The sequence below is a fragment of the Sphingomonas bacterium genome (genome assembly GCF_028292945.1).
GTDB lineage: Bacteria > Pseudomonadota > Alphaproteobacteria > Sphingomonadales > Sphingomonadaceae > Sphingomonas.
Genome location: NZ_JAQGLJ010000092.1, coordinates 1 through 25337, shown reverse-complemented (window position 1 = coordinate 25337; position 25337 = coordinate 1). Strand labels below are relative to the sequence as shown.

The 25337-nt window shown below is 68.6% G+C and carries 24 protein-coding genes and 2 pseudogenes; 18 read left to right on the top strand and 8 right to left on the bottom strand.

The window, feature by feature from the left end; translation table 11 throughout:
• Window positions 1–13: 13 nt before the first annotated feature.
• Window positions 14–1222 carry a penicillin-binding protein activator gene (locus JWN21_RS10590; protein ID WP_299649530.1) on the bottom strand — a complete coding sequence of 403 codons (1209 nt, stop codon included), beginning with the start codon at window positions 1220–1222 and terminating at the stop codon, window positions 14–16.
• Between the two features lie 11 nt (window positions 1223–1233).
• Here JWN21_RS10590 and rsmI point away from each other — a divergent pair, with 11 nt between their 5' ends.
• From rsmI to JWN21_RS10575, 3 genes and pseudogenes are all read left to right on the top strand, one after another.
• On the top strand, window positions 1234–2139 hold the full coding sequence (gene rsmI / locus JWN21_RS10585) for a 16S rRNA (cytidine(1402)-2'-O)-methyltransferase (protein WP_299649527.1): 906 nt from the start codon (window positions 1234–1236) through the stop codon (window positions 2137–2139).
• Window positions 2120–2449, top strand: a pseudogene (locus JWN21_RS10580) (endonuclease domain-containing protein); the annotation flags it as partial. The gene rsmI and the pseudogene JWN21_RS10580, both read left to right, overlap by 20 nt.
• Window positions 2450–2467: 18 nt before the next feature.
• Window positions 2468–2872, top strand: a complete 405-nt coding sequence (locus JWN21_RS10575; RefSeq protein ID WP_299649536.1) for a YraN family protein — start codon at window positions 2468–2470, stop codon at window positions 2870–2872.
• A gap of 270 nt (window positions 2873–3142) precedes the next feature.
• On the opposite strand, the gene JWN21_RS10570 is transcribed toward JWN21_RS10575, so the two are convergent.
• Window positions 3143–3358 (bottom strand): hypothetical protein, encoded by a 216-nt coding sequence (locus JWN21_RS10570; protein WP_299649524.1) that lies wholly within the window; start codon window positions 3356–3358, stop codon window positions 3143–3145.
• 33 nt (window positions 3359–3391) lie between these two features.
• Between JWN21_RS10570 and JWN21_RS10565 the strand changes: the two genes are divergently transcribed.
• From JWN21_RS10565 to JWN21_RS10555, 3 genes are all read left to right on the top strand, one after another.
• Window positions 3392–3772 (top strand): hypothetical protein, encoded by a 381-nt coding sequence (locus JWN21_RS10565; RefSeq protein WP_299649521.1) that lies wholly within the window; start codon window positions 3392–3394, stop codon window positions 3770–3772.
• A gap of 118 nt (window positions 3773–3890) precedes the next feature.
• On the top strand, window positions 3891–4880 hold the full coding sequence (gshB, locus tag JWN21_RS10560) for a glutathione synthase (protein ID WP_299649518.1): 990 nt from the start codon (window positions 3891–3893) through the stop codon (window positions 4878–4880).
• Between the two features lie 58 nt (window positions 4881–4938).
• Entirely contained in the window at window positions 4939–5541 is a 603-nt protein-coding gene (locus JWN21_RS10555; protein ID WP_299649516.1) for a DedA family protein, read from the top strand.
• A gap of 10 nt (window positions 5542–5551) precedes the next feature.
• Here JWN21_RS10555 and JWN21_RS10550 read toward each other — a convergent pair whose 3' ends face one another.
• Complete coding sequence (locus tag JWN21_RS10550) at window positions 5552–6430, bottom strand: tyrosine recombinase XerC (RefSeq protein WP_299649513.1); 879 nt, start codon at window positions 6428–6430, stop codon at window positions 5552–5554.
• A gap of 104 nt (window positions 6431–6534) precedes the next feature.
• Between JWN21_RS10550 and JWN21_RS10545 the strand changes: the two genes are divergently transcribed.
• Window positions 6535–8703 (top strand): primosomal protein N', encoded by a 2169-nt coding sequence (locus tag JWN21_RS10545; protein WP_299649511.1) that lies wholly within the window; start codon window positions 6535–6537, stop codon window positions 8701–8703.
• Window positions 8704–8770: 67 nt separating this feature from the next.
• Here the strand turns inward: JWN21_RS10545 and JWN21_RS10540 are convergent, their stop codons facing one another.
• Window positions 8771–9427 carry a hypothetical protein gene (locus JWN21_RS10540; protein WP_299649508.1) on the bottom strand — a complete coding sequence of 219 codons (657 nt, stop codon included), beginning with the start codon at window positions 9425–9427 and terminating at the stop codon, window positions 8771–8773.
• 56 nt (window positions 9428–9483) lie between these two features.
• Between JWN21_RS10540 and ispH the strand changes: the two genes are divergently transcribed.
• The 3 genes from ispH (at window position 9484) to rnhA (ending at window position 12073) form a co-directional block, all read left to right on the top strand.
• A complete protein-coding gene (gene ispH, locus JWN21_RS10535; RefSeq protein WP_299649505.1) occupies window positions 9484–10443 on the top strand; it encodes a 4-hydroxy-3-methylbut-2-enyl diphosphate reductase in 960 nt (319 codons plus the stop codon).
• A 233-nt stretch (window positions 10444–10676) separates the two neighbouring features.
• Window positions 10677–11615, top strand: a complete 939-nt coding sequence (gene thrB / locus JWN21_RS10530; RefSeq protein ID WP_299649501.1) for a homoserine kinase — start codon at window positions 10677–10679, stop codon at window positions 11613–11615.
• Window positions 11612–12073, top strand: a complete 462-nt coding sequence (gene rnhA, locus JWN21_RS10525; protein ID WP_299649498.1) for a ribonuclease HI — start codon at window positions 11612–11614, stop codon at window positions 12071–12073. The genes thrB and rnhA overlap by 4 nt, the downstream gene beginning before the upstream one ends.
• Before the next feature lie 63 nt (window positions 12074–12136).
• Here the strand turns inward: rnhA and JWN21_RS10520 are convergent, their stop codons facing one another.
• On the bottom strand, window positions 12137–13219 hold the full coding sequence (locus JWN21_RS10520; RefSeq protein ID WP_299649495.1) for an FAD-binding oxidoreductase: 1083 nt from the start codon (window positions 13217–13219) through the stop codon (window positions 12137–12139).
• Window positions 13216–14148, bottom strand: coding sequence for an alpha/beta fold hydrolase (locus tag JWN21_RS10515; RefSeq protein WP_299649492.1), 933 nt, complete (start codon window positions 14146–14148; stop codon window positions 13216–13218). Before JWN21_RS10515 ends, JWN21_RS10520 begins: the two co-directional genes overlap by 4 nt.
• Before the next feature lie 50 nt (window positions 14149–14198).
• On the opposite strand from JWN21_RS10515, the gene JWN21_RS10510 reads away from it, so the two are divergent.
• The 8 genes from JWN21_RS10510 to JWN21_RS10475 all read left to right on the top strand — a co-directional run bounded on the left by JWN21_RS10510 (window position 14199) and on the right by JWN21_RS10475 (window position 21686).
• Window positions 14199–14675 (top strand): prepilin peptidase, encoded by a 477-nt coding sequence (locus tag JWN21_RS10510; protein WP_299649489.1) that lies wholly within the window; start codon window positions 14199–14201, stop codon window positions 14673–14675.
• Between the two features lie 48 nt (window positions 14676–14723).
• Complete coding sequence (gene cpaB / locus JWN21_RS10505; protein ID WP_299649486.1) at window positions 14724–15776, top strand: Flp pilus assembly protein CpaB; 1053 nt, start codon at window positions 14724–14726, stop codon at window positions 15774–15776.
• Window positions 15776–17389, top strand: a complete 1614-nt coding sequence (locus tag JWN21_RS10500) for a type II and III secretion system protein family protein (protein WP_299649483.1) — start codon at window positions 15776–15778, stop codon at window positions 17387–17389. Before cpaB ends, JWN21_RS10500 begins: the two co-directional genes overlap by 1 nt.
• 20 nt (window positions 17390–17409) lie before the next feature.
• Window positions 17410–18036 carry a CpaD family pilus assembly protein gene (locus JWN21_RS10495; protein WP_299649480.1) on the top strand — a complete coding sequence of 209 codons (627 nt, stop codon included), beginning with the start codon at window positions 17410–17412 and terminating at the stop codon, window positions 18034–18036.
• A gap of 1 nt (window position 18037) precedes the next feature.
• On the top strand, window positions 18038–19312 hold the full coding sequence (locus JWN21_RS10490) for a P-loop NTPase (RefSeq protein WP_299649477.1): 1275 nt from the start codon (window positions 18038–18040) through the stop codon (window positions 19310–19312).
• Entirely contained in the window at window positions 19309–20280 is a 972-nt protein-coding gene (locus tag JWN21_RS10485) for a type II secretion system F family protein (RefSeq protein ID WP_299649474.1), read from the top strand. The genes JWN21_RS10490 and JWN21_RS10485 overlap by 4 nt, the downstream gene beginning before the upstream one ends.
• Window positions 20281–20296: 16 nt before the next feature.
• Window positions 20297–21289 (top strand): type II secretion system F family protein, encoded by a 993-nt coding sequence (locus JWN21_RS10480; RefSeq protein WP_299649533.1) that lies wholly within the window; start codon window positions 20297–20299, stop codon window positions 21287–21289.
• A gap of 61 nt (window positions 21290–21350) precedes the next feature.
• A complete protein-coding gene (locus JWN21_RS10475) occupies window positions 21351–21686 on the top strand; it encodes a hypothetical protein (RefSeq protein ID WP_299649471.1) in 336 nt (111 codons plus the stop codon).
• Here the strand turns inward: JWN21_RS10475 and ppdK are convergent.
• Entirely contained in the window at window positions 21683–24382 is a 2700-nt protein-coding gene (ppdK, locus tag JWN21_RS10470; RefSeq protein ID WP_299649468.1) for a pyruvate, phosphate dikinase, read from the bottom strand. The genes JWN21_RS10475 and ppdK overlap by 4 nt on opposite strands.
• A 141-nt stretch (window positions 24383–24523) precedes the next feature.
• A pseudogene (locus JWN21_RS10465) lies at window positions 24524–25129 on the bottom strand (DALR anticodon-binding domain-containing protein); the annotation flags it as partial.
• Window positions 25130–25337 lie beyond the last annotated feature (208 nt).

Sequence of the window (25337 nt, the reverse complement as noted above, 5' to 3'; positions counted from 1 at the left end):
ACTTCGAAGAGGACTAACGCCCGAACCCCGTCGGTGCCGGCGACACCGTCACCGCCGTGCCGCCCCTGATCTCCTGCACCTCCAGCGCGCGGTCGGCGACGCCGTCGCGGCCGAACCGCAGCGCGCCGTCGAGCCCGGCAAACCCGCCCGGATCGCGCAAGCGCGCCTCGGGAAAGCGCGTGCCCACCGGCCAGTCGCGCGCGATCCTGACCGTCAGCAGCACCGCGTCATAGCCAAGGCTCGCGAGCCGGTACGGCCCGGTGCCGAACCGCGCGCGATATTTGGTCGCGAACTGGCGATACAGGCCATCCGACACGCTCGCGAACCACGCGCCGGCGAGCTGTGGCCGTGCGGCGATGCCGGCCTCCGCATTCCACAATTCCGTCCCCAACAGGCGAGCCCCCGGCGAGCCACGCTTGGCCAGCGGCGCCGCCGCCGCCGCCGTCGCGCCGCCATCGGCAATCATCACCGCATCATAGGGAGCCTTCGCGGCGATCCGCGTCGCTGCCGCACTGATCGCGCCGGGTGCCCTTGCAAAGGTCTGCAGCGACACAACCTGCCCGCCGCCCGATTCCACCGCGCGCAGGAACGCGGTCGACGCGCGCTCCCCATACAGTCCGTTGGGGACCAGTCCGGCAAAGCTCGTCACGCCGCGCGATCGCGCGAACTCCACCACGCGCGTGATCGACTGCGCAGGCGCATAGCCCATCACATAGGTGCCCTGCCCCGCCACGCCCGTGTCGTTGGAGAAGCTCAGCACCGGCACGCCCGCCGCGCGCGCGATCGGGCCGACGGCGCGGGCGTCCTCGGCGAGCAGCGGACCTAAAATCAGTTGCGCGCCCTCGTCGATCGCCTGCCTGGCCGCCGTCGCCGCGCCTTTCGCGGTATCATAGGTGGTGATACGCACCCGGGTCGTGTTGGTATCGAGCAGCGCCAGTTGCGTCGCGTTGGCGATCGAGGTGCCGATCCCCGCATTGCCGCCGCTCAGCGGCACCAGCAGCGCGACGCGGTTACGCTCGGTGTCGCGGGGAATGCCGGCCTCCACCTGCGGCTCGATGTCGCGCGGCCGCTCGATCCGCGGCGCTTCGGCGACCCTCTCGATCGGCGCGCGCGGCACCACCGTGGAGCAGGCGCCCAGCGCCATCGCCGCCAACCCCAATCCGATCTGGGCGACGATCCGCTTCGTCCTGCCCACTTGCCGGACCCGAACACCCTCTGCCATGTTCTACCCCTATGAACGCCATACTGCCTAACCTGGATCCGGGCCTCTACATCGTGGCGACCCCGATCGGCAATCTCGGCGACCTGTCCCCGCGCGCCGCCGACATTCTCGCGCGCGCCGACGTGCTGGCGGTGGAGGACAGCCGCGTGACGGCCGGCCTGCTGCGCCACATCGTTGCTCTTGGGGGCGTCAAACGGCCAATGACGCCCTATCACGATCACAATGCCGAAGCCGTCCGTCCGGGCCTGATCGCTCGCATGGCGACAGAGTCGGTGGCGCTGGTCAGCGACGCGGGCACGCCGCTGATCTCCGACCCGGGCTACAAGCTGGTGCGCGACGCGCGAGCGGCGGGTCACGCGGTGGTGACGATCCCCGGCCCGTGCGCGGCGGTGGCGGCGCTGACGCTGGCGGGACTGCCGACCGATCGCTTCCTGTTCTGCGGGTTCCTGCCCGCCAAGGCACAGGCGCGCGCCACCGCAATCACCGAACTGGCCGGCGTGCGCGCGACGCTGGTGCTCTACGAGTCCGGCCCACGCCTCGCCGCCTGCCTTAGCGCGCTGGCCGAAGGACTGGGCGACCGCGACGCCGCGGTGACACGAGAGATCACCAAGCGTTTCGAGGAGGCGGTGACGGGCACGCTGTCCGCGCTCGCCGCGCGCTACGCCGATGCCCCGCCTAAGGGCGAGATCGCCATCGTCGTCGCCCCCCCGGGCGAGCCTGCGCCGGTCAGCGCCGACGCCGCCGACGCCGCGCTCGCCGAAGCGCTCACCCGACTGCCCGCCGCCAGGGCCGCCAGCGAGGTGGCGAAGAAGCTGGGGGTGGACCGCAAGGCCCTGTACGCGCGGGCACTGGTGATGAAAACTCCCCTCCCGCCTGCGGGAGGGATTGGGGGAGGGAATGTTGGACAAGGGCAGTAAGCGACCGACCACGCGCGCCCGGGAGCTACGCTCGAATCCGACTGAAGCCGAGAAGCGCCTTTGGGCCTGTCTTAGCGCCCGCAAAGTCGCCGACACACGCTTTAACCGCCAGCACCCGATCGGCCCGTATATTGGCGACTTCGTGGCCAGAATGCCGCGCCTGGTGATCGAGCTGGATGGCGGGCAGTACGCCACGCAAGCCGAAGCCGACGCGCGCCGCACCTTCTACCTGCAGAACCAAGGCTACCGTGTGATCCGCTTCTGGAACAACGACGTACTTACAGATGTCGGAGGCGTCGTCGCGGAGATCGAGCGGGTATTGCGAGACATGCCCTCCCCCAGCCCCTCCGGCAAGCGGGAGGGGAGTTCCACAGGCGACACGCTGAAGCGCCAGGCAGCCGACGCCCAGGGCCGACGCGGCGAAACCTATGCCGCTACGTGGCTTGAACGCCGCGGGTGGGAGATCCTGGATCGGCGCGTGAAGACCAAAGCCGGCGAGGTCGACCTCGTCGCACGGCGGCCCGGACTGGTTGCGTTCGTCGAGGTGAAGGTGCGCCGCACGGTCGCCGAGCTCGACCATGCGATCGACGAACCCCGCCTCGCGCGCGTCGCGGCGGCGGCCGAGTTGCTGATGGACCGCTTCGCGCAGCCGGGCGACGACATCCGCGTCGATGTGATCCTGCTCGCGCCGGGAGAGATGCCGCGTTACATCGAGAATGCGTGGGTCGTGTAACATTCTTGCGGTGAGGACACGGGTGGCGCCACGGGCGGCGCGACCAGCAGCTCGACCGCGATCGACGCCTACGGCTCGACAACGCGCGACGGTTCGACCGCCGAGGTGTTCGGTGTCTCGCCCGCAAATGCGCAGCCCGCGCCAGCGCCGCGTCGCCGTTGATGAGGATCGGAAGGGCGGGCAGTGCCCCTCCTTCGTCTCTGCCATGAGCCTCATCCTCACAGCCATGGGCTTGCTCGGCGCGACGGATGAACGCTGTTGGCAGACGCATCATGCCAACGACGGCAGGGTGATCGTGACGGAAGTCGACGCCACAAGCTCGCGAACAATAGCGAGATCGAACGCCACCGGCGGTTCAAGCTCGAGCTGCTCGGTCTCCACCGCGTCGTCAGGCAACGGCACGGCGTCCGCTCCGTCGAGCACGAGCGTCGATGGCGTGACCCGGTCCGTAAGCGTCACACGCGACGCGGCCGGATGCTCGACCACGATCGGCGACCGCCCCTCACAGGCGTGATTTTTATGCGTACCATCCTCGCCATCGGCGCGGTCCTGCTGCTTGCGGCACCCGCCCTCGCCCAGACCAAGTCCGGCAGCGCCGGCACCTCCAGCCCCACCACGGGTGACGTCTCGGTCGGCACGACCAGCACCGGCGCCAGTGGCAACGGTGCGGTCGGCGTGTCCGGCACCGCCGACGCGCGCTTCGACACGCAGAACAACACCGCCCGCCAGGGGTCCACCGCGATCGCTCGCGACGAGGACGAACGGGCCAGGTCACGCGCCACGACCAGGGTCAGTCCGAACGGCGACGTCCGTTCGCGGTCGATGACCATCTACAAGCAGCGCGGCGAACGCCCCGTCATCACGGGCGAGAGCACGGTCAACGGCCAGTCCAGGAAATAAGCTCGTCCCGGAAAGATCAGGGCAGGACGCGCACGTCGCGGCCTGCCCTTTCACGTCACGGCTCGGGTGACTTCAAGATGTTGCGGGATTAGGAACCAGGCTTCGCAGGAGCCAACGCATGTCCCTTACCGTCGCCGTCCAGATGGACCACCTCGCGGGTATCAGCATCGCCGGCGACAGCAGCTTCGCGCTGATGCTGGCGGCGCAGGACCGCGGGCACCGCCTGTTCCATTATCAGGCGGAAGCGCTGAACTATTCCGCCGGCCGCGTCTGGGCAAAGGCGGACCCGGTGGTCGTCAGGAACGCAGCCGGGGATCATTTCACGCTCGGTGAACCGGTCTCGCTCGATCTCGGGGCGAATGTCGACGTCGTGCTGATGCGACAGGATCCGCCGTTCGATCTCGGCTACATCACGGCGACGCACCTATTGGAGCGGATCGCCGACCGCACGCTGGTGGTGAACGACCCGGCGCAGGTCCGCAACGCGCCCGAAAAGGTCTTCGTCCTCGATTATCCGCAGTTCATGCCACCGACCCTGGTGACGCGCTCGCTCGACGAGGCGCGCGCATTCCTGGCCGAGCATGGCGAGATCGTCCTCAAACCACTCCACGGCAACGGCGGCAAAGCAATCTTCAAGGTCGGCCGCGACGGCGCCAACCTGTCGGCGCTGATCGAGGTGTTCAACAACACCTGGCGCGAGCCGCACATGGTGCAGGCGTTCCTCCCCGCCGTGGCGAAGGGCGACAAGCGTATCGTGCTGGTCGACGGTGTCGTCGCAGGCGCGATCAATCGGCTTCCCGGCGAGGGCGAGATCCGCAGCAACCTCGCCGTTGGCGGCTCTGCGGAGAAGACCGCGCTGACAGACCGGGAACACGAGATATGCGCGGTGCTCGGCCCGGAGCTGAAGCGGCGCGGGCTGCTGTTCGTCGGCATCGACGTGATCGGCGGCGAGTGGCTGACCGAGATCAACGTCACCTCGCCTACCGGCATCGTCGCGATCGAACGGTTCGACGGATCGGATATCACCGGCATGATCTGGGACGCGATCGAGGAGCGGGTGGCCCTTCTCCCTTCCCGCTTGCGGGAGGGGTTGGGGGAGGGCCTGTGATCCTGGCCCGAAACTCGACAGCCCCTCCGCTAACCCCTCCCGCAAGCGGGAAGGAAACATGACCGACTTCATCCTCGATGCCATCGCCCGTGGCGGTTACCTCGGCATCTTCCTGCTGATGGCGCTCGAGAACGTCGTCCCGCCGATCCCGTCGGAGGTCATCATGGGGCTGGGCGGCATGGCCGTGGCGCGCGGCGACCTGGCGCTTGCCCCGCTCATCCTGGTCGGCACGGCGGGCACCACCGTTGGCAATTACTTCTGGTACTGGATCGGTCGCCATGTCGGCTACGAGCGGTTCCGCCCTTTTATCGAGCGCCACGGCCGCTGGCTGACGCTCGAGTGGCGCGACGTCGAGCGCATCCACCGGTTTTTCCTGGAGCGCGGCGGATGGGTGATCTTCGTGTTCCGCTTCATGCCGGTGTTCCGCACCATCGTCTCGCTGCCGGCGGGTGCGGCGCGGATGCCGCTGCCGCGTTTCCTGTTGTGGACCTTTGCGGGGTCGGCGATCTGGATCACGATCCTTGCCCTCGCCGGACTGCTGCTCGGCAGCCGCTTTCAGGAACTCGACCGCCTGGTCGGGCCGCTGGCCATTGCGAGCTTCGTAGGCGTCGCCCTCGTATACCTGTACCGCGTCGCGACCTGGAAGCCGCGCGTCGACTAAGCCCGGGCCCTCATGCTCGTGGATGCGCGTGACGGTACACGTCCATCAAATGCGCGGCGTCGACGGCGGTGTAGATCTGCGTCGAACTCAACGAGGCGTGTCCCAGCAGCTCCTGCAGCTGGCGAAGGTCCGCGCCCCGGCCCAGCAGATGCGTGGCGAAGCTGTGTCGCAGCGCGTGCGGCGTGGTCCGGTCGCCTAGCCCCAGCCGCACCCGCGCCGCCCGCACCGAGCGCCGCACCACTGCCGGCGACAGTGGCCCGCCCTTGGCGCCTCGGAACAGCGGCTCATCGCCTTTGGGCGACCACGGGACCTGCGCGGCATAGGCCTCGATCGCGGCACGGACCTGCGGCAACAGCGGCACCAGCCGCGTCTTGCTCCGCTTGCCGGTGACCGACAGCGTCTCGCCGAGCGGCAGCACCCGCGCTGGCAGCGCCATCGCCTCACCGATGCGCAAGCCTGCGCCGTAAAGCAGCAACAGCACCGCCCAATCGCGCGCGCCGATCCACGGCGCGGCGGCGTCGTCCGCCACCTCGCCGGCGAGTGCCACCGCGTCCGCCGGCGATACGGGTCGCGGGACGCCCTTCTTGGCACGCGGCCCACGCATCCTCGGCGCCTCGGCGCCCGCATGCGTAAGAAAACCGCGCACTGCGGACAGCTCGCGCGCGGCTGACGCATTGCTCAATCCGTCCTCCCGCCGCACGGCAAGGAACGCGCGCAGGTCCGCAGCACTTAGCTTGCCCAGCGCGACGGCGTCGATTGGCCCGCCCCAATGCCGCTGGAGGAACGCTACCAACCGCTCCGCCGTCGCCTGATACGCCCGCACCGTATGCACCGACCGCCGCCGGTCGCGGGCGAGATGCTGGCCGTAGAGGAGGGGCAGGTTGGACACGGACCCTCCTTGCCCCCTTCCCCTCCCCGGCGGAAGCGGGCGAAGGGGTCACACTGAACCGACGGACCCTTTCCGCCGACTCGCTCGCTCGCCATATGCCGCCCATGTCCCGCGCCCGCGTCATCCTCCTCAACTCCGCGCTGGGGCCACTCGACTACCGCGTTCCGCACGGCATGACCGTGGAGCCCGGCTCGGTCGTCGTCGCGCCGCTCGGTCCGCGCCAGCTGCTCGGCGTCGTGTGGGAGCCCGAGCGCATGCCCTCGGATGCGGAGGTCGGCGACAATCGCCTGCGTCCGCTGCTCGCCGTCGCCGACGTGCCGCCGATCCGTGAGCCGCTGCGCCGGCTGATCGAGTGGACCGCCGCCTACTATCTCGCGCCCCCCGCCGCCGTGCTCCGCATGACGCTCGCCTCCACCTCGGCGCTAGAGGGCGCGCGGCTGATGATCGAGTACCGCGCAACCGGGGACACGCCCGACCGCCTCACCCCGCAACGCGAACAGGCGCTGGGGCGGATCGGCGACCGGCAGGGGCTGATCCGCGAACTCGCCATGATCGCCGGCGTCTCGGACGCGGTCGTGCGCGGGCTGGTGAAGTGCGGCGCGCTCGAGCCGGTGCACGTCGACATCGACAGCCCCTACCCCGCGCCCGATCCCGACCACGCGCCCCCGCAGCTCTCTCCCGACCAGGCCGATGCCGCCGCGACGCTGGTCGCCGACGTGACCGCCCGTGCGTTTGCGCCGACGCTGCTCGACGGCGTCACCGGCTCCGGCAAGACCGAGGTCTACTTCGAAGCTGTCGCCCAGGCGCTGCGGGACGGCCGGCAGTGCCTCGTCCTGCTCCCCGAAATCGCACTTACCGAGCCGTTCCTGCAGCGCTTCCACGCTCGCTTCGGCTGCGAGCCGGTCGCCTGGCACTCCGGCCTGCGCTCCACCCAGCGCCGCCGCGCCTGGCGCGCGATCTCGACGGGCGAGGCGCGCGTCGTGGTCGGCGCGCGGTCGGCGTTGTTCCTCCCCTATGCCAACCTCGGCCTCATCGTCGTCGACGAGGCGCACGAGACCAGCTTCAAGCAGGAGGAGGGCGTCCACTATCACGCCCGCGACGTCGCCGTGATGCGCGGCAAGTTCGAAGGCTGCCCCGTCATTCTCGCGTCCGCCACCCCCGCGATCGAGACGCGCCAACAGGTGGCGCTCGGCCGCTATGCCGAGGTCAAGCTGCCCGAACGCCACGGTGCGGCGCAGATGCCGCACATCGCCGCGATCGACCTCATCGCCGAACCGCCCGAGCGCGGCCGCTGGCTCAGCCCGCGCTTGGTCAAGGCGATGATCGAGACGCTGGAGCGGCAGGAGCAGGTGCTGCTGTTCCTCAACCGGCGCGGCTATGCGCCGCTGACGCTATGCCGCACCTGCGGGCATCGCTTTCAATGCCCGAACTGCACCGCCTGGATGGTCGAGCACCGGTTGACGCGCCGTCTCGCATGCCACCATTGCGGCCATGCCGAGCCGACCCCGCGCGCCTGTCCGGAGTGCAAGGGCGAGGACACGCTGGTCGCCTGCGGCCCCGGCGTCGAGCGCATCGCCGACGAGGTCGCGGCGCTGCTGCCGACCGCCAAGGTCGCAGTGGTCACCTCGGACACGATCTGGTCGCCGGCACGCGCGGCGGAGTTCGTGGCGCGCATGGAGGCCCACGATATCGACGTGGTGGTCGGCACGCAGCTCGTCACCAAGGGCTACCACTTTCCCAACCTGACGCTGGTCGGCTGCGTCGACGCTGACCTGGGTCTCGAAGGCGGCGATCTGCGCGCGGCGGAGCGCACGTTCCAGCAGATTCGCCAGGTCTCGGGGCGTGCCGGGCGCGGGAGCAAGCCGGGCCGCGTCTTTATCCAGACCCACTCGCCCACCTCGCAGGTGATGCAGGCGCTGGTCACGGGCGACGCCGACGCTTTCTACGAGGCGGAGACCGAGGCCCGGCGCGAGGCGGGGGCGCCCCCGTTCGGCCGCTATGCCGCGATCGTGGTGTCGTCGGAGGATCAGGCCTGCGCGCACGAGACCGCGCTGCTCGTCGGCCGCTCGGCGCCGCAGGTCGACGGCATGGCGGTCTACGGCCCCGCCCCCGCCCCGCTCGCGATGCTGCGCGGGCGGCATCGCTACCGGTTACTGGTCCATGCCCGCCGGGCGCTGGACGTGCAGGACGTGATCCGCGACTGGCTGGGCGCATTGGGCTGGCCGGCGAAAGTCAGGGTCACGGTCGACGTGGACCCGTATTCGTTTCTGTGAGGGAGCAGGTCGGAGGCGGTGGGTTACCGAAGCACTTGAAGAGCGGCGGGCACCCCTAGGTCACCCGCTACCTCGTCGCGTTGTACCGGAGCTGCGCGTCCGTCAGCTGGAACCCCACCAGCGCCTCGAAGCTCGCCCGCAGCACCGCCGACCGGATCTCCGGCTGGCTGAGCGGATCGATCGCGGCGTCCTCCTCGCCCGCCTTGCGCCTGCGGGTCAGCTGCCTGCGAACGTCCTCGGGCAGTGTCGCGGCCGCGCGCGCCACCGTCGTGGATGCCTGCGCGGTGACCTTCGCCCGCGCCTGACCGGCGGGGAAGTTCAGCTGCACCCGGCCGATCCGCTTGGCGACCACCGCGCTGCCGCCACGCACGACCGTGATGAAATAGGGCAGATCGACCGTCCGCGCCGCTTCCGTGCGCGTCCGCCGCGCCTCGACGTCAAACGTCACGGTGGTGACGATCTGATCGCCGGCGTCGCCGCAGGTCGATTGCAGATTGCCGACCACGGCGGTCAGGTCGAGCGCCGTCGCGTCGCGGCTGGCGGGCGGGTCGAACAGCGTGATGTCGCCGGTTCCGGCCGGCACCGCCACGGTCGGACATGGCGAACGCACGGTCGTGATGCCGCCGTCGGTGATCTCGCCACGGCCGCCGCACCCGACGAGCAGGATCGCCAGCGTGGCCGCCCCAAACAATCTAACGCCCACGCTCCTGCACTCCTTCAGCATGTGCTCGCCATAGGAACCGGCTTTCGCGCGCGCAAGCAATGGCGTAAGCGCGAACCGTGACCGACCTTTCGATCAAGCCCCCGCTCCAGCTCCTGATCGCCGCCCCGCGCGGCTTCTGCGCCGGTGTCGACCGTGCCATCCGCATCGTCGAACTGGCGCTGGAGAAACATGGCGCTCCCGTGTTCGTGCGGCACGAGATCGTCCACAACAAGTTCGTGGTCGACAGCCTCAAGGCGCAGGGTGCGGTCTTTGTCGAGGAGCTGGATCAGGTCCCTGATACCGCGCCGGTGGTGTTCTCCGCTCATGGCGTTCCAAAGTCCGTGCCGGCCAACGCGCAGGCACGTGGACTAAGTTACCTGGATGCGACCTGTCCGCTGGTTTCGAAGGTGCATCGTCAGGCCGAGCGGCTGGTCGCGGCGGGCCGCCACATCGTCTTTATCGGCCATGCCGGCCATCCCGAGGTGATCGGCACGTTTGGCCAGGTCCCCGCCGGCTCGATGTCGCTGGTCGAGACTGTCGCCGATGCGGAAGCGTTCGCCCCCGCCGATCCTGCCAACCTCGCGTTTCTGACCCAGACCACGCTGTCGGTGGACGACACGGCGGCGGTGGTGGCGGTGCTGCACCGGCGCTTTCCGCGGATCCAGGCACCCAAGGGCGAGGACATCTGTTACGCCACCTCCAATCGCCAGGCGGCGGTCAAGGCGATCGCCGCGCAATGCGACGCGATGCTGGTGATCGGCGCGCCCAATTCATCCAACTCGCTGCGCCTCGTCGAGGTCGCCGAGCGCGCGGGCACCCCGGCCCGATTGATCCAGCGAGCGGGCGACCTCGATTGGGCGTTTCTCGATGGCGTCGCCACGCTCGGCATCACCGCCGGCGCATCCGCCCCCGAGCTGTTGGTGCGCGAGCTGGTCGACCGGGTCGGCGAGCGCTTCACCTGCACCGAGCGCGAGGTCGAGACGACGCGCGAGACGGTCGCGTTCAAGCTGCCGCGCGAACTGGAGGCGGCCGCTTAAACGCTGTCCTACAAGGCCGCCGCTATGCCATGGCTCGGCATCGACGCATCACGGCGTCCTCATCAACGGAGCCGCCACTTGTCCTTGCGCCGCGATGCACGGAACTTCCCCAAGCGTGGAAACTTGCGCCCGGGGCGGAGCTTCCAGACCCGTTCCCCTGGTGCGACGCCGCTTCGCCTGCATTTTGGCGGGAAGTTAGAGAAGTTCCGCGCACCGCCCGCGCAGGCCTGAACATGGCGGTCTACACCCACGTCTCCGCCGAAGCGCTGACTGCGTTCCTCGCGCGGTACGATGTCGGCGGCCTCGTGTCCGTCAAAGGGATCGCGGAGGGCGTGGAGAACTCCAACTACCTCGTCGACACCACAACCGGTCGGTACATCCTGACCCTGTACGAGAAGCGCGTGGAGCTGGGCGATCTGCCCTTCTTCATGGCGTTGCTCGATCATCTCGACGGCAAGGGCCTGCCCGTTCCGCCCGCGATCAAGGACCGGAACGGGCGCGCGATCCAGGAACTCGAGGGCCGCCCCGCCTGCCTGATCCGCTTTCTGCCCGGCGTATCGGTCTCCCACCCGACGCCGCCGCAGGCGCGTGCCGCCGGCCGGGCGATCGGCGCATTGCATCGCGCGGTCTCGGGTTTTCCGCTGCAGCGGCCCAATTCGATGGGCGTGGCGAGCTGGCGACCGTTGTTCGAGCGCTGCGGGCGCAGTCTCGACACGATCCGGCCGGGGCTGCACGACGAGATCGGACTGGCGCTCGATCGCGTGCTGGCGGACTGGCCGGACCGTTATGGGCAGCGCACCACGATCCATGCCGACCTGTTCCCCGACAACGTGCTGATGCGCGGCGACGAGGTGAGCGGGCTGATCGACTTCTATTTCGCCTGTACGGATCTGCGCGCCTACGACCTGGCGGTCGCGCACACCGCCTGGAGCTTCGACGCCAGCGGCATGCGTCACGATGCCGCTGTGGGCGACGCGCTGCTCGCCGGATATGGCGAGGACTCGGCGCTGTCGGGTCACGAGCGTCGCGCGTTTCCGACGCTCTGCGCGGGTGCGTGCATCCGTTTCACGCTGTCGCGCGCATGGGACTGGCTCAACACGCCACCGGACGCGCTGGTGACGCGCAAGGACCCGCTCGCCTATTGGCGGCGACTGGAGACGTATCTGCCGTGACCGAGCTGACGCTGGTGGAGATCGCGACCGACGGCGCATGCAAGGGCAATCCCGGTCCCGGCGGCTGGGGCGCGCTCATCCGCACGGGCACGCGTGAGAAGGAGCTCTCGGGCGGCGAGGTGCTGACCACCAACAACCGCATGGAGCTGACCGCCGCGATCGAAGGGCTCAACGCGCTGACGCGGCCGTGCCGGGTGAAGCTGTCGACCGACAGCCGCTATGTCATGGATGGGCTGACCAAATGGATTCACGGTTGGCGCAAGAATGGCTGGCGCACCGCCGACAAGAAGCCGGTCAAGAACGCCGAGCTATGGCAGGCGCTGGTGGCGGCATCGGAGCGGCACCGCATCGAATGGGTATGGGTCAAGGGCCATGCCGGCCACCCCGACAACGAGCGCGCCGACAGGCTGGCGAGCGACGCCGCGAAGATCGCCGGGAAGAAGGGCGCAACTACCTGACCTCCGTTCGTGTCGAGCGCGGTCGAGACACATTGGGCCCGCGATTTCGAACGGATGCTCGCCTTACGTCAAGAACCGCTCCGGCCGATACCGGCTGGCATCTACCCCAACCGGCACCTCTCCCCGCCCCAGCAACAACGCCGCCGCCATCGCCGCCGCCGCCGGCGCGGTCTGGATGCCGAACCCGCCCTGCCCCGCGGCCCAGAAGAACCCGGGCACCTCCGCGTCGAACCCATAGACCGGCAGCCGATCCGGCGCGAAGCTCCGCAGCCCCGCCCAGCGCCGCTCCACCGCCGCAACCCGCCAGTCGACCACATTCTCGAACCGATCGATCGCGATCGCGACGTCCAGCTCCTCGGGCGCGGTGTCGTGCGGGTCGACCGGCGTCTCGTCGTGCGGCGACAGCCACAGCCGCCCGCCCGCCTCTGGCTTGAAATAGAAGCCGCCGCCAATATGCGCGACGTGGGGCAGCGTCTCGGGCGGAGCGGGGTCCGTGCGGAGCTGCACCACCGTGCGGCGATAGGGCTGGATGCCAAGCGGCTTCGCGCGTGCCAGCACCGCCACTGGATCGGCCCATGCCCCGGCTGCGTTGACGAGGATGTCGGCCGTGAACGAGCCCGCCTGCGTCTCCAGCGACCAGCGGCCGTCGCGACGCGCCGCTCCCGTCAGCCCCGCTCGCGTCGCCAGCACCGCGCCGCCTTTCTTGGCCTTCCCCAACGCCGCGCCATGCAGCCCGCCCACGTCGATATACGCGCAGGACGGCTCCCACACACCCAGCGTCCAGTCGTCGCGCAGGCCGGGGATCAGCGTCGCCGGTTCGACGGACTCCAGCACGATGTCGGTATCCGCGAACGCGGCGAGGAATGCCTCGATCGCCGCCCCGTCCTCCGCCCGACCGATGCTGATCGACCCGAGCGGTTGCAGAAAGCCGCCATCCCGGAACGCGGCGGTCGAAGCGGTGGTCAGCGGCTGAATCGCGGGGCCGCCATAGGTTTCCGACCAGAACGCCGCCGAACGCCCGGTCGAATGATACCCCGGCTGATCTTCCGCCTCCAGCATCAGCACGCTGGCATGCGGCGCCAGCTCGGCGGCGAGCGTCGCGCCGACAATGCCCGCGCCGACGATGGCGATGTCGTAGTGCGTCATGCGGGTGCCTTTGCCTCAAGGAACTGATCGATCGCGGCAAAGGCACGCGACCGCACCGCCAACCCTTCGCGCAGGATCTCGTGCGCGGACTCCGGGCCGAAGCGGACCACCTCCGCGTTCGGGATCTGCGCCGCGACTTTCAGCGCCGCACCCGGGTCGACCAGCTGGTCGTGATCGGCGATCAGGAACAGCGTCGGCACCGAGATTGACGCAAGGCGCGCATCGCGCACCAGCGCCGCACCGGCGCGGAACGCCTCCGCGATCCACCCCCAGCTCGGCGGCCCGAGGCGCAGCGTATCGTCCACCTCCCACCAGCGGCTGTCCTGCCCGCCCGCCTTGTCGACCGTCAGCCGTCGTAGCCGCTTCTCCACCGCGCGGCTCTCGTCCGAGAATTCCCATGCCGGTCGCGATGCCTCGCCGCGTCCTTGCATCCAGCCCGCGACCTTGCCGCCCAGCCACTGCCCCAGTGGCGAACGCACCCGCACCATCGGCGCGCTCAGCACGGCCGCGTCGGGCTCGAAGCCCTCCAGCATCGCCTGCAAGGCGAAATGCGCGCCCATCGAGTGCGCGAGCAGGACGTGCGGCCCCTCACCCTCCACGACCCAGCCCGCCCAGAACGCTCGCAGATCATGTGCATGGACATCGAAGCGGTCGGCATGGCCGACGCCCGCCGTTCGCCCCAGCCGCCCCGACCCGCCCTGCCCACGCCAGTCGAACGAAGTGACGCTCCAGCCCTGCCGGTGCAGATGCTCGATGACGCCCAGATACTTCTCCACCACGTCCGATCGGCCACCCTGCACCAGCACACGTCCGCGTTTGCCGGGGGAGGTCCAGTCGAAGCGGCGATGATCCCACCCATCGGGCGCACGCCACCGCGACAGTCTAGCATCAGCGGGGATTTGGGTGGGAAGGAGATCGGGCGTCGGCATGTCTGCGGCTGGTTACGTTTTCGCAAGGGTGCACGTCTAGACCTGAACCAATGGGGGAAACCGTCCTGCCGCTGGTCCTATTGGCCATGCTCGGCCTGCTGCTGCTGGCGGCGGGCATCGAGGACGCGCGGCAGCGGACGATCAGCAACCGGACCAACCTGGCGGTGGCGCTGCTGGCGCCCGCCTGGTGGTGGACCCAGGGCTATGCGCTGTGGCCCGGTGTCGGCGTGCAGCTGATGCTGGCGGCGGTCGTGTTCGCGGTGTTCGCCGGCATGTTCGCGCTCGGCGCGATGGGCGGCGGCGACGTCAAGCTGATCGCCGCGCTGGCGCTGTGGCTGCCGATCACCCCGCTGCTTGGCCTGCTGATGGTGATGTCGCTCGCGGGCGGCGTCGTCACGCTGCTGATGATGGCCGAGCGTCGGCTGCACGGCAAAACCGGACAACTGGAAATACCCTACGGTGTCGCGATCGCTTTTGCCGGGCTGCTGAGCCTGCGCGAACCGATAATTAACCATTTGGCACGATGATTAACGGCGGAACAAGCATTGCCGCCACCCGAAAGGCACGAGTGAAGCATGGATAGTCGCAAGGTCATTCTGCTGGTCGGCGCGTTGATCGTGGCGGCGCTGACGGCATTCTTCGCCCGCACGCTGCTCATGGGCAGCGGCGCGCCGATCGCCGGGGCCGCGCCCGCCGTCGTCATCGACGGGCCCGAAGTCCTGGTCGCCACCCGCGCCTTGCCGGTCGGCACGATCATCGATGCCACCGCCCTCCAGTTCAAGCCCTGGCCCAAGGAGCTGGTCGACAACGCCTACTATCTGCGTGCCAACGTCGACATGACGAAGCTGCAGGGCACGGTCGTCCGCAACCCCATCACCGCCGGTCAGCCGCTGACACAGGGCGCGCTGGTCAAGCCTGGCGACCGCGGCTTCCTCGCCGCGGCACTCGGGCCGGGCATGCGCGCCGTGACCGTGCCCGTGTCCGCCCAGGCGGGTGTGTCGGGCTTCGTGTTCCCAGGCGATCGCATCGATCTGGTGCTGACGCAGGCGGTCGCCGGTGGCGGCGACGGTCCGCCGCTCAAGGTCTCCGAGACGATCGTGCGCAACATGCGCGTGCTCGCCGCCGATCAGCGCACCGACCAGTCGGTGGACGAGACCACGGGCAAGACCGTCGCCAAGCTGTTCAGCTCGATCACCGTCGAAGCCACCCCCAAGATCGCCGAGCAGATCGCGGTCGCGCAGACGCTGGGCAGCCTGTCGCTGTCGCTTCGTTCGATTGCCGACAACACACTCGAGCTGGAGCAGGCAATCGCGTCGGGTTCCGTCAAGGTGCCGGAGGGCGTCGATCCCAAGGCCGAAAAGGCGATGCTGGTCCAGCTCGCCACGCAACCATCCAGCGGCAACCCCAGCTACGCCACCGGCGCCGACGTGTCGCGCTTCCAGCGTCGCTCGGTGCCCGGCAAGGGCGCATCCGCCGGCTTCGGCTCGATGAGCAGCGGCCCCGCTCCCGTCCAGGTCATCGCCCCCGCACCTTTCCCAGGAGCCGCTCCCGTCGTCTCCATGGGCCCTGTCGTGCGGGTCGCACGCGGCAACAATGTCACGGCCGTCTCGGTCGCAGGAAAGAACTGATGCGCTACGCTCTCCGACCCCGCCTGACCTTGGCCACGCTGCCGCTCCTGGCGATCAGCGCCGGCCTCACCGTCCCGACCAGCGCGCCCGCGCAGGTCGCCCAGCCCAGCGCCGCCCCGGTGCTGCAGGTGAACACCGGCCGCGGCCGGCTGGTTACGCTGTCGCGGCCGATGACCGACCTGTTCATCGCCGACGACAGCGTCGCCGACGTCCAGGTGCGGTCGCCGACCCAGCTGTACATCTTCGGCAAGAAGACGGGCGAGACGACGATCAGCGCCACCACGCGGACCGGTCAGGTCGCCTATGCGGCCACCGTGCGCGTCGGCAACAATCTCGACTCGATCGGGGCCATGCTGGCGCTGGCGATGCCCGACGCGAAGATCGTCGCCACGCCGATGAACGGCCTGGTCCTGCTGACCGGCACGGTTTCCGGTCCCGAGGACGCCGCCGAGGCCGAGCGGCTGGTGCAGGCGTTCGTCGGCGAGGGATCGAAGGTGCTGTCCCGGCTGAAATCCGCGACTCCCTTGCAGGTCAACCTGCAGGTCCGCATCGCCGAGGTCAGCCGCAGCTTCGTCAAGAACATCGGGGTAAACCTCACCAATCGCGACAGCGGCAGCTTCGCCTTTGGCCTGGCTCAGGGACGGCAGGGCACCATCGGCGTCGTGCCCGGGACCCCGCCTGCAGGCTTCATCAACGGTGCTCCGGTGAATGCGGCAGGAGCGCCGATCGCGCTGGACGCGAACGGGCTGGTGCCCGGATCCAAGATATTCACCCAGCCCGCAAAGGGCGTGGGCACACTGATCAGCGCGGCGGGTCGACTGCTCGGCATGGATCTGTTGGGTTCGCTCGATCTGGGCGAGACGATCGGCCAGGTATCGACGCTTGCCAATCCCAATCTCACCTGCATGTCCGGGGAAACCTGCAACTTCCTTGCCGGCGGTGAAATACCGATCCCCGTCAGCCAGGGGCTGGGCGCGGTGTCCGTCGAGTACAAATCGTACGGCATCAGCCTCGCCTACACCTCCACGGTGCTGTCGAACGGCCGCATCGCCCTGCGCGTGCGACCGGAGGTTTCGCAGTTGTCGTTCAACGGCGCGGTTCAGATCAACGGCACCACCATCCCTGCCCTGACCACCCGGCGCGCCGAGACCACGCTGGAGCTTGGCTCCGGGCAGAGCATGGTGATCGGCGGACTGATGCAGAACAACCACAACAACTCCATCGAGAAAACGCCCGGCCTGGGCGATCTGCCGGTGCTCGGCGCGCTGTTCCGGTCCAACGGTTTTCGTCGCGACGAGACCGAATTGATGATCGTCATCACGCCCTATCTGGTGCGGCCGGTCGACAATCCCGGCGACATTATCCTGCCGACGGACGGTGCCAGAGCACCGACCGATCTCCAGCGCATCTTCACGGGCGAGCTCGGCTCCGGCATCAGCGGCGCGCGCCGTCCGGTGCCGACCATGACGGCCCCGACCGCGCCAGCGCCGACGATCGGCGCCTTGGCCCCAACCCCCGTCGGCCCGGCACCGATGCCTGCGCGCCGCACCGATGACCGTGCATCGCTGTCGTCTCGCAAGAGCTCGTCGCCGATGCCTGGCTTCTCCAACTGATCGCCATGAGGACCCATTCGATGTTTCAGCGTTCGCTGCTCCTCGCGGCCCTGACCCCCGCCCTTCTGCTCGGCGGCTGCGGCGGCACCACCAATCGCGGCCTCGAATCGGTGCATCAGCCGGTCGTGTCGCGGCAGGATTTCGTCTTTGACGTCGCAACGGCGGGCAACGGCCTCGCCGCAGGCGAGGAGCGCCGGCTTGGCGGCTGGCTCGGATCGCTGCGGCTCGGCTATGGCGACAAGGTCTCGCTCGATGATCCCAGCGGCTATCGCGGCGTGCGCGACGATGTGGCCCAGGCGGTGGCGAGCTATGGCCTGTTGCTCGCCGATGCGCGCGCCCTCACCGGCGCCCCGGTGACCCCGGGCAGCGCGCGGGTGGTGGTGAGCCGGATGAAGGCGTCGGTGCCGGGTTGCCCGGATTGGAGCCGCAATGCCAGCTTCGAACCCGACAACAACACATCGTCCAACTATGGCTGCGCCACCAACGCGAGCCTGGCCGCGATGATCGCCCAGCCCGAGGACCTCGTCCACGGCCAGTCCGCCGGCAGCGTCGATCCGACACGGTCGGCCAAGGCGATCGACGCATTCCGCAAGGCAGCCCCTTCGGGCGGCGGCGGCACCGCCGTTCAAAGCGCGGGAGGCAAGTAAGATGAACGCACCCTGGAAACCCGCGAGCGCCGGCACGCGTGAGCCCTTCGTCGCCTATGTCTGCGACGACACCACGGCCGAAGCGATGCGGCCCGTCATCGCCGAACTCGGCTGGTCGGTGGACAAGGTCCACAAGGGCGGCCTGCGCAATGCCATCCAGACGCTGTCGGTGTCTGCAAGCCCGCACATCCTGTTCGTCGATCTTGCCGAATCGGGCGACCCGCTCAACGACATCAACGGCCTGGCCGAGGTATGCGAGCCGGGCACGGTGGTGATCGCCGCCGGGCAGGTCAACGATGTGCGCCTGTACCGCGATCTGGTTGCGTCGGGCATCCAGGATTACCTGCTGAAGCCGTTGCATCCCGACGTCATGCGCGAAGCGTTCACGCAGGCGCAGGCGATGCTCAACGCACCCAAGGTGGTCGAGCCCGGCGTCGAGCGGCCGCATTGCGCCATCGCCGTCGTGGGCGCGCGCGGCGGTGTCGGCGCGTCCACCGTGGCGACCTCGCTCGCCTGGCTCCTGTCGACGAAGGAGGACCGCACCACCGCGCTGCTGGACCTCGACGTGCATTTCGGCACGGGCGCGCTTGCGCTTGATCTGGAACCCGGACGCGGTCTGACCGACGCGATCGACAACCCCAGCCGGATCGACGGTCTGTTCATCGAACGGGCCATGGTCAAGGCGTCGGAGAAGCTGGCAGTGCTCAGCGCCGAGGCGCCGATCAACTCGCCGCTGATGACCGACGGCTCCGCCTTTTACCAGCTGCAGGAGGAGATGCGCGGCGCGTTCGAATGCACCGTCATCGACCTGCCGCGGCCCATGCTGGTGCAGCACCCATCGCTGGTCAACGACGTTCAGCTGGCGGTGATCGTCACCGATCTGACGCTGGCGGCGGCGCGCGACACGATCCGTATCCTTTCGTGGATGAAGACCAACGCGCCCAACACGGTGGTGCAGGTGGTGGTCAATCGCCTGCAGGCCGCGTCCAGCCAGCTGGAGATCAGTCGCAAGGACTTCGAGAACTCGATCGAACGCAAGGTCGACTTCACGGTTGCCTACGACCAGAAGCTCGCGGCGCAGGCCGCCAAGCTGGGCAAGCCATTCGCCGAGGCGGGCAAGAACTCGAAGACCGTGGCCCCGCTGGTCGAGCTGGCGACCTTTCTGGCCGGTGCCGCCGAGGACCGCGTCGACGACGACAAGAAGAAGGCGAAGGGTGGATCCCTGGTCGGCAAGTTCGACTTCAAGTCGCTGCTCGGCAAGCGCGCCAAGAAATGATCTCCCTGCCGATCCTGCTGCTGACGGGCGCCGTGCTGGTGGTGATTACCCTGGTGGGAATGGCCTTTTCGGGTCCGTCGACCGCCCGTGCGCATGCGCGGCGCCTGTCGGCGGTGCGCGAGCGCCACGGCAGCGTCGCGATCAGCACGGAGGAGAAGCTCCGCCGCATCACCACCACGCGCGCGACGCGCGTGGACCTCGCCTTTGGCAAGATCCTGCCCAACCGCGCGCTGCTGCAGAAGCGGTTGAACATGACGGGCAAGACCTGGACTGTCGGGCAATACGGCACCGTCAGTGCCTGCCTGTCGCTCGCGATCGCGCTGCTTGTGCGATTGCAGGGCATGCCGCTGATCCTGTGTCTGCTGGCCGGGCTGCTCATCGGCCTCGGCTTTCCCCATTTTTGGGTCGGGGTGACGATCAAGCGGCGCGTAGGCAAGTTTATCGCCAAGTTTCCAGATGCGATCGAGCTGCTGGTTCGGGGCCTGCGCTCCGGCCTCCCGATCTCCGAAACGATGGCGGTGGTCGGCAACGAGGTCGAAGGCCCCGTTGGCGAGGAGTTTCGCGCGGTTGGCGACAAGATGAAGATCGGTCGGTCGATGGACTCCGCGTTGCAGGACACCGCCGACCGGCTGGGCACGCCCGAATTCCAGTTCTTCGTCATCACCATCGCTATCCAGCGCGAGACGGGCGGCAATCTGGCCGAGACGCTGGCGAACCTGGCCGACGTGCTGCGCAAGCGCGGGCAGATGAAGCTGAAGATCCGCGCGATGTCGTCGGAATCGAAGGCCTCCGCTTACATCGTCGGCTCGCTGCCGTTCATCGTGTTCACGCTGATCTGGTTCATCAATGCCGAATACATGCAGAACTTCTTCATCGACCAGCGGCTGATGGTCGCCGGAATCGGTGGCATGATCTGGATGGGAATAGGTGCTGGCATCATGGCCAAGATGGTCAATTTCGAGATCTGAGGGCGCGAAGCTGGTGATGAATCCTTCCGTTCCTTCCCCCACGCTGCTGGGCGTCGATGTCATCTGGGTCGTGACGATGCTGACCGGCGTCGCCGCTTTGGCGGTGCTGGTCGCGATCTATGCCGTGACCACCGTGCGCGATCCCATGGCCAAGCGCGTCAAGGCGCTGAACGATCGCCGCGAGCAGCTGAAGGCCGGCATCACCGCGTCGACCAAGCGGCGCGCCAAGCTGGTCCAGCGCAACGACGCCGCCGACCGCATGCGCGGCATCCTGTCGTCGATGAAGGTCCTGCAGGAAAGCCAGGTCAAGACGGCCCAGGTCAAGCTCATGCAGGCGGGCATCCGGTCGAAAGATTGGGCGGTCGCGGTCATCTTCGGGCGTCTGGTGCTGCCGATCGTGTTCGGCGCGCTGATCCTGTTCGTCGTCTATGGCACCGATACCTTCCCGACCTGGGGGCCGCTGAAGCGTTACGGCCTGGTCGCGGGCGTGTTCATCCTGAGCTACAAGGCGCCCGACATCTTCCTCAAGAACAAGATCAGCAAACGGTCGGACGCGATTCGCAAGGGCCTGCCCGACGCACTCGACCTGCTGGTGATCTGCGCCGAAGCCGGCCTGACCGTCGACGCCGCCTTTCACCGCGTCGCTCGCGAGCTGGGGCGCGCCTATCCCGAACTGGGCGACGAATTCCAGCTGACCGCGATCGAGCTGGGGTTTCTCAGCGACCGGCGTTCGGCGTTCGAGAACCTGGCGTCGCGCGTCAATCTGGACGCGGTCAAGGGCGTGGTCACGACGATGATCCAGACCGAGAAATACGGCACCCCATTGGCATCCGCGCTGCGCGTGCTGTCGGCGGAGTTCCGCAACGAGCGCATGATGCGGGCGGAGGAAAAGGCGGCGCGGCTGCCGGCGATCATGACGATCCCGCTGATCCTGTTCATCCTGCCGACGCTGTTCGTCGTCATCCTCGGGCCGGCGGCGTGCGACATCAAGGACGCGCTGATCAGCTGAAGCGACCCAGAGGCAACCGCAACGGCCCCGCATCGTTATGCTTCCGTAACAGGAGGCAGCGATGCAGGAATTCAACGTCACGCAATGGGCGATCGTCGCGCTGGTGTTCGTCGCCGGATGGCTGCTGGGTCTCGCCAGCCACCCGGGCGGACGCAAGTGGCGCGAGCGCTATGCCGCCGAGCGCGACGCGCATGCCGGCTATCGCAAGGACGCCGACGCGCGGCTCGCGGCGGCCGATACCCGCCATCGCGAGCTGGAGCAGGATCATGCCCGGCTGGCGGCCACGCCGGTCACGACGGCGCCGATGACGACTTCGCCACGGTCCACGCGGGTCGTGCGGCCCCGCGACACCATGGGCGAACGGCGCGGCTGGTTCGATTTCGGCCCGCGGCGCTAGGTCTTCAACGCCGCCTGCGCCGCTGCGAGGCGGGCGATCGGCACGCGATACGGCGAGGCGCTGACGTAATCGAGGCCGACCTGTTCGCAAAACGCGATGCTCGCCGGGTCGCCGCCATGTTCGCCGCAGATGCCCAGCTTGATCGCGGGCCGCTTCGCCCTGCCCCGCTCGGCGGCGATCGTCACCAGCTCGCCGACGCCTTCGATGTCGAGGCTGACGAACGGGTCGCGGGCGTAGATGCCCTGTTCGACATACTGGCCCAGGAAGCGGCCGGCGTCGTCACGGCTGACACCCAGCGTGGTCTGCGTCAGGTCGTTGGTGCCGAACGAGAAGAACTCCGCCTGCTCGGCGATGTCGCCGGCGCGCAAGGCGGCGCGAGGTAGCTCGATCATCGTGCCCACGAGGTAGTCGACCGTACGCCCGCGCTCGGCGAACACGGCGCGCGCCGCCCGGTCCACGACGGCCTTCATCAGCTCCAGCTCGCGCCTGGTCGCGACGAGCGGGATCATCACCTCCGGCACTGGTGCATCCCCGCGCTCGGCGACGTCGAGTGCCGCTTCGAAGATCGCGCGCGCCTGCATCTCGTAGATCTCGGGATAGGTGACCCCCAGCCGGCAGCCACGATGGCCGAGCATGGGGTTGAACTCGTGCAGCTCGGCGGCGCGGCGCTTGAGCGCGTCGATCTCTAGCCCCGACGCGCGCGCGACCTCCGCGAAGTCCGCTTCCTCGTGGGGCAGGAACTCGTGCAGTGGCGGGTCGAGCAGGCGGATCGTGACAGGCAGCCCCGCCATGACCTCGAAGATCGCGGCGAAGTCGCTACGCTGTTCGGGCAGCAGCTTCGCCAGCGCCACCTGGCGGCCGGCGAGGTCCTCGGCCAGGATCATCTGGCGGACGGCGGTGATGCGGGCGGCGTCGAAGAACATGTGCTCGGTGCGACACAGGCCGATGCCCTCCGCGCCGAACTCGCGCGCGACGCGGGCGTCGTTGGGGGTGTCGGCGTTGCAGCGCACCTTGAGCCGGCGGACCGCGTCGGCCCAGCCCATCAGCACCCCGAAATCACCCGACAGCTCGGGGCTGACCGTCGGCACTTCGCCCGCCATCACCTCGCCGGTCGAACCATCAATGGTCAGCGTGTCGCCCTCGCGCACCTCGCGTCCCGCGACGCGCATGACCTTGTCCTTGGCCGAGATCGCGATCGAGCCCGCGCCGGACACGCACGGCCGCCCCATGCCACGCGCCACCACGGCGGCGTGGCTGGTCATCCCCCCGCGCGCGGTGAGGATGCCTCGCGCGGCATGCATGCCGCCGATGTCCTCCGGGCTGGTCTCGGTGCGGACCAGGATCACCGGCTTGCCGTCGGCGGCCCATTTCTCGGCCGTAGCGGCGTCGAACACCGCCGCGCCGGACGCGGCGCCGGGCGACGCGGGCAGCCCCTTGGCGATCACGTCGCGCGCTGCGCTGGGATCGAGCGTCGGATGGAGCAGCTGGTCCAGCGCCTGCGGATCGACGCGCGCGATCGCCTCCTCGCGGCTGATCAGGCCTTCCTCCGCCATGTCGACCGCGATCTTGAGCGCCGCCTTGGCGGTGCGCTTGCCCGAGCGCGTCTGGAGCATCCACAGCTTGGTCCGCTCGACCGTGAACTCGATGTCCTGCATATCGCGATAGTGGTGCTCGAGCGTCGCGAACACGCTTGCCAGTTCGCCGTACACGGCGGGCATCGCCTCCTCCATCGAGGTCGCCCTTGCCCCGGCCATCTCGCGGGCAGCGCGCGTCAGATATTGCGGCGTGCGGATGCCGGCGACGACATCCTCGCCCTGCGCGTTGATCAGGAACTCGCCATAATAGGCGTTGGCGCCGGTCGAGGGATCGCGGGTGAAGGCGACGCCCGTCGCCGACGTGTCGCCCATGTTGCCGAACACCATCGCCTGCACGCTGACCGCGGTGCCCCAGTCGGCGGGAATGTCGTTCAGCCGGCGATAGGTCTTCGCGCGCTCGGACTGCCATGACCCGAACACCGCGCCGACCGCGCCCCACAGCTGCTCGTGGACATCCTGCGGGAAGGGCTTGCCCCACTCGGCCTCGACCAGCGCCTTGTACTCGGCCACCAGCGCCTGGAGATCGGCGGCCGACAGCTCGGTGTCGAGCGTGAAGCCGCGATCCTCCTTGGCAACCTCCAGCGCCTCCTCGAACGCGCCGTGGTCCAGCTCCAGCACCACGTCGGCATACATCTGGATGAAGCGGCGATAGCTGTCCCACGCGAACCGCGCGTCGCCCGACGCGGTGGCGAGCCCCGCGACCGTGGCGTCGTTGAGGCCGAGGTTGAGTACCGTGTCCATCATGCCGGGCATGCTCACGCGGGCGCCTGACCTGACCGACACCAGCAGCGGATCGGATGCGTCGCCGAAGCGGTGACCGGTGACCGCTTCGATATGTGCGATGCCGCCGGCGATCTCGGCGCGGACGTCTTCCGGGAGCTGCTCGCCCGCTTCGTAGTACAGCGCGCACATCGGCGTTGCGATGGTGAAGCCCGGCGGCACGGGGAGGCCGATCGACGCCATCTCGGCGAGGTTCGCACCCTTGCCACCGAGCAGCGCCTTGCGCTCAGAAACGTCCCCCGGACGTGCCTGGGTCGCACGCGAGTCGCCCTTGCCCCCATCGGAGACGCCGCCACCGAAGCGGTATACATACTGGGTCATGGCTTGTTGTCGGCCCTTTATCAGCAGTTTGGCACGAATGGCATTTGGAAGTTCAACCGAAGTTCAGTCGGGATCGCATCGTGCGGCGCGGATCGACTTGCGCGGAAGTTCAACGGAAGTTCAGACGTGCACGCATCACGCTCAGCCCTCGATCCTGGAGAAATCCGCGACGGTATGGACGGCGTCGCGTACGCGGGCGAGCAGCTGCAGCCGCGCGGCGCGCTTGGCCGCGTTCGGATCGTTGACGGTCACCGCTTCAAAGAACCGGTCGATCGGCGCGCGCAAGCTGGCCAGCGCAGCCATCGCAGCGCCGAAGTCCTCGCACGCGACCGCATCGGCCGCAGCCGGCTCGGCGGAATCGAGCGCGGCGTGGAGCGCCTCTTCGTCCGGTTCGGGCGTGTAGGACAGGGAAATCTCTCCCCGCCCGCTTGCGGGAGGGGTCGGGGGTGGGGCGTCGGGCAGGTCCAGCGCTTCGTCGGTGCTGGGCTGCCTGCTCCCAGCGCCTCCCGCAGACGGGAGGGGAGCTTCGTAGCCCTCCTTCTTCAGGATATTCGCCGCGCGCTTGTAGCCGGCGAGCAGGTTCGCTCCGTCCTCCGTACCCACGAACGCCTGCAACGCGCTGACGCGGGCGAGCAGGCGGACGAGATCGTCCTCGCCGCCGAGTGCGAACACGGCGTCGATCAGGTCGTGGCGGACGCCGGCTTCGCGTTGCTGGACTTTCAGGCGGTCGGCGAAGAAAGCGAGCAATCCATCCTGAATGCCACGAGGATCAACGGCATCCCAATCTGGCATTTGCTCGCCCAATCGTGCTGCCAGGATTTCCGTCTCGGCTAGAAAGTCGAGTTTCCCATGGAACTCACGTATTTCCGTGATCGTCAAGTGCATCGGTCTAAGCAGTTGCAAGAATAAACCAAAGGACTCTCGAGCAAATGCGCGACGCAAGTCGAGGTGGATA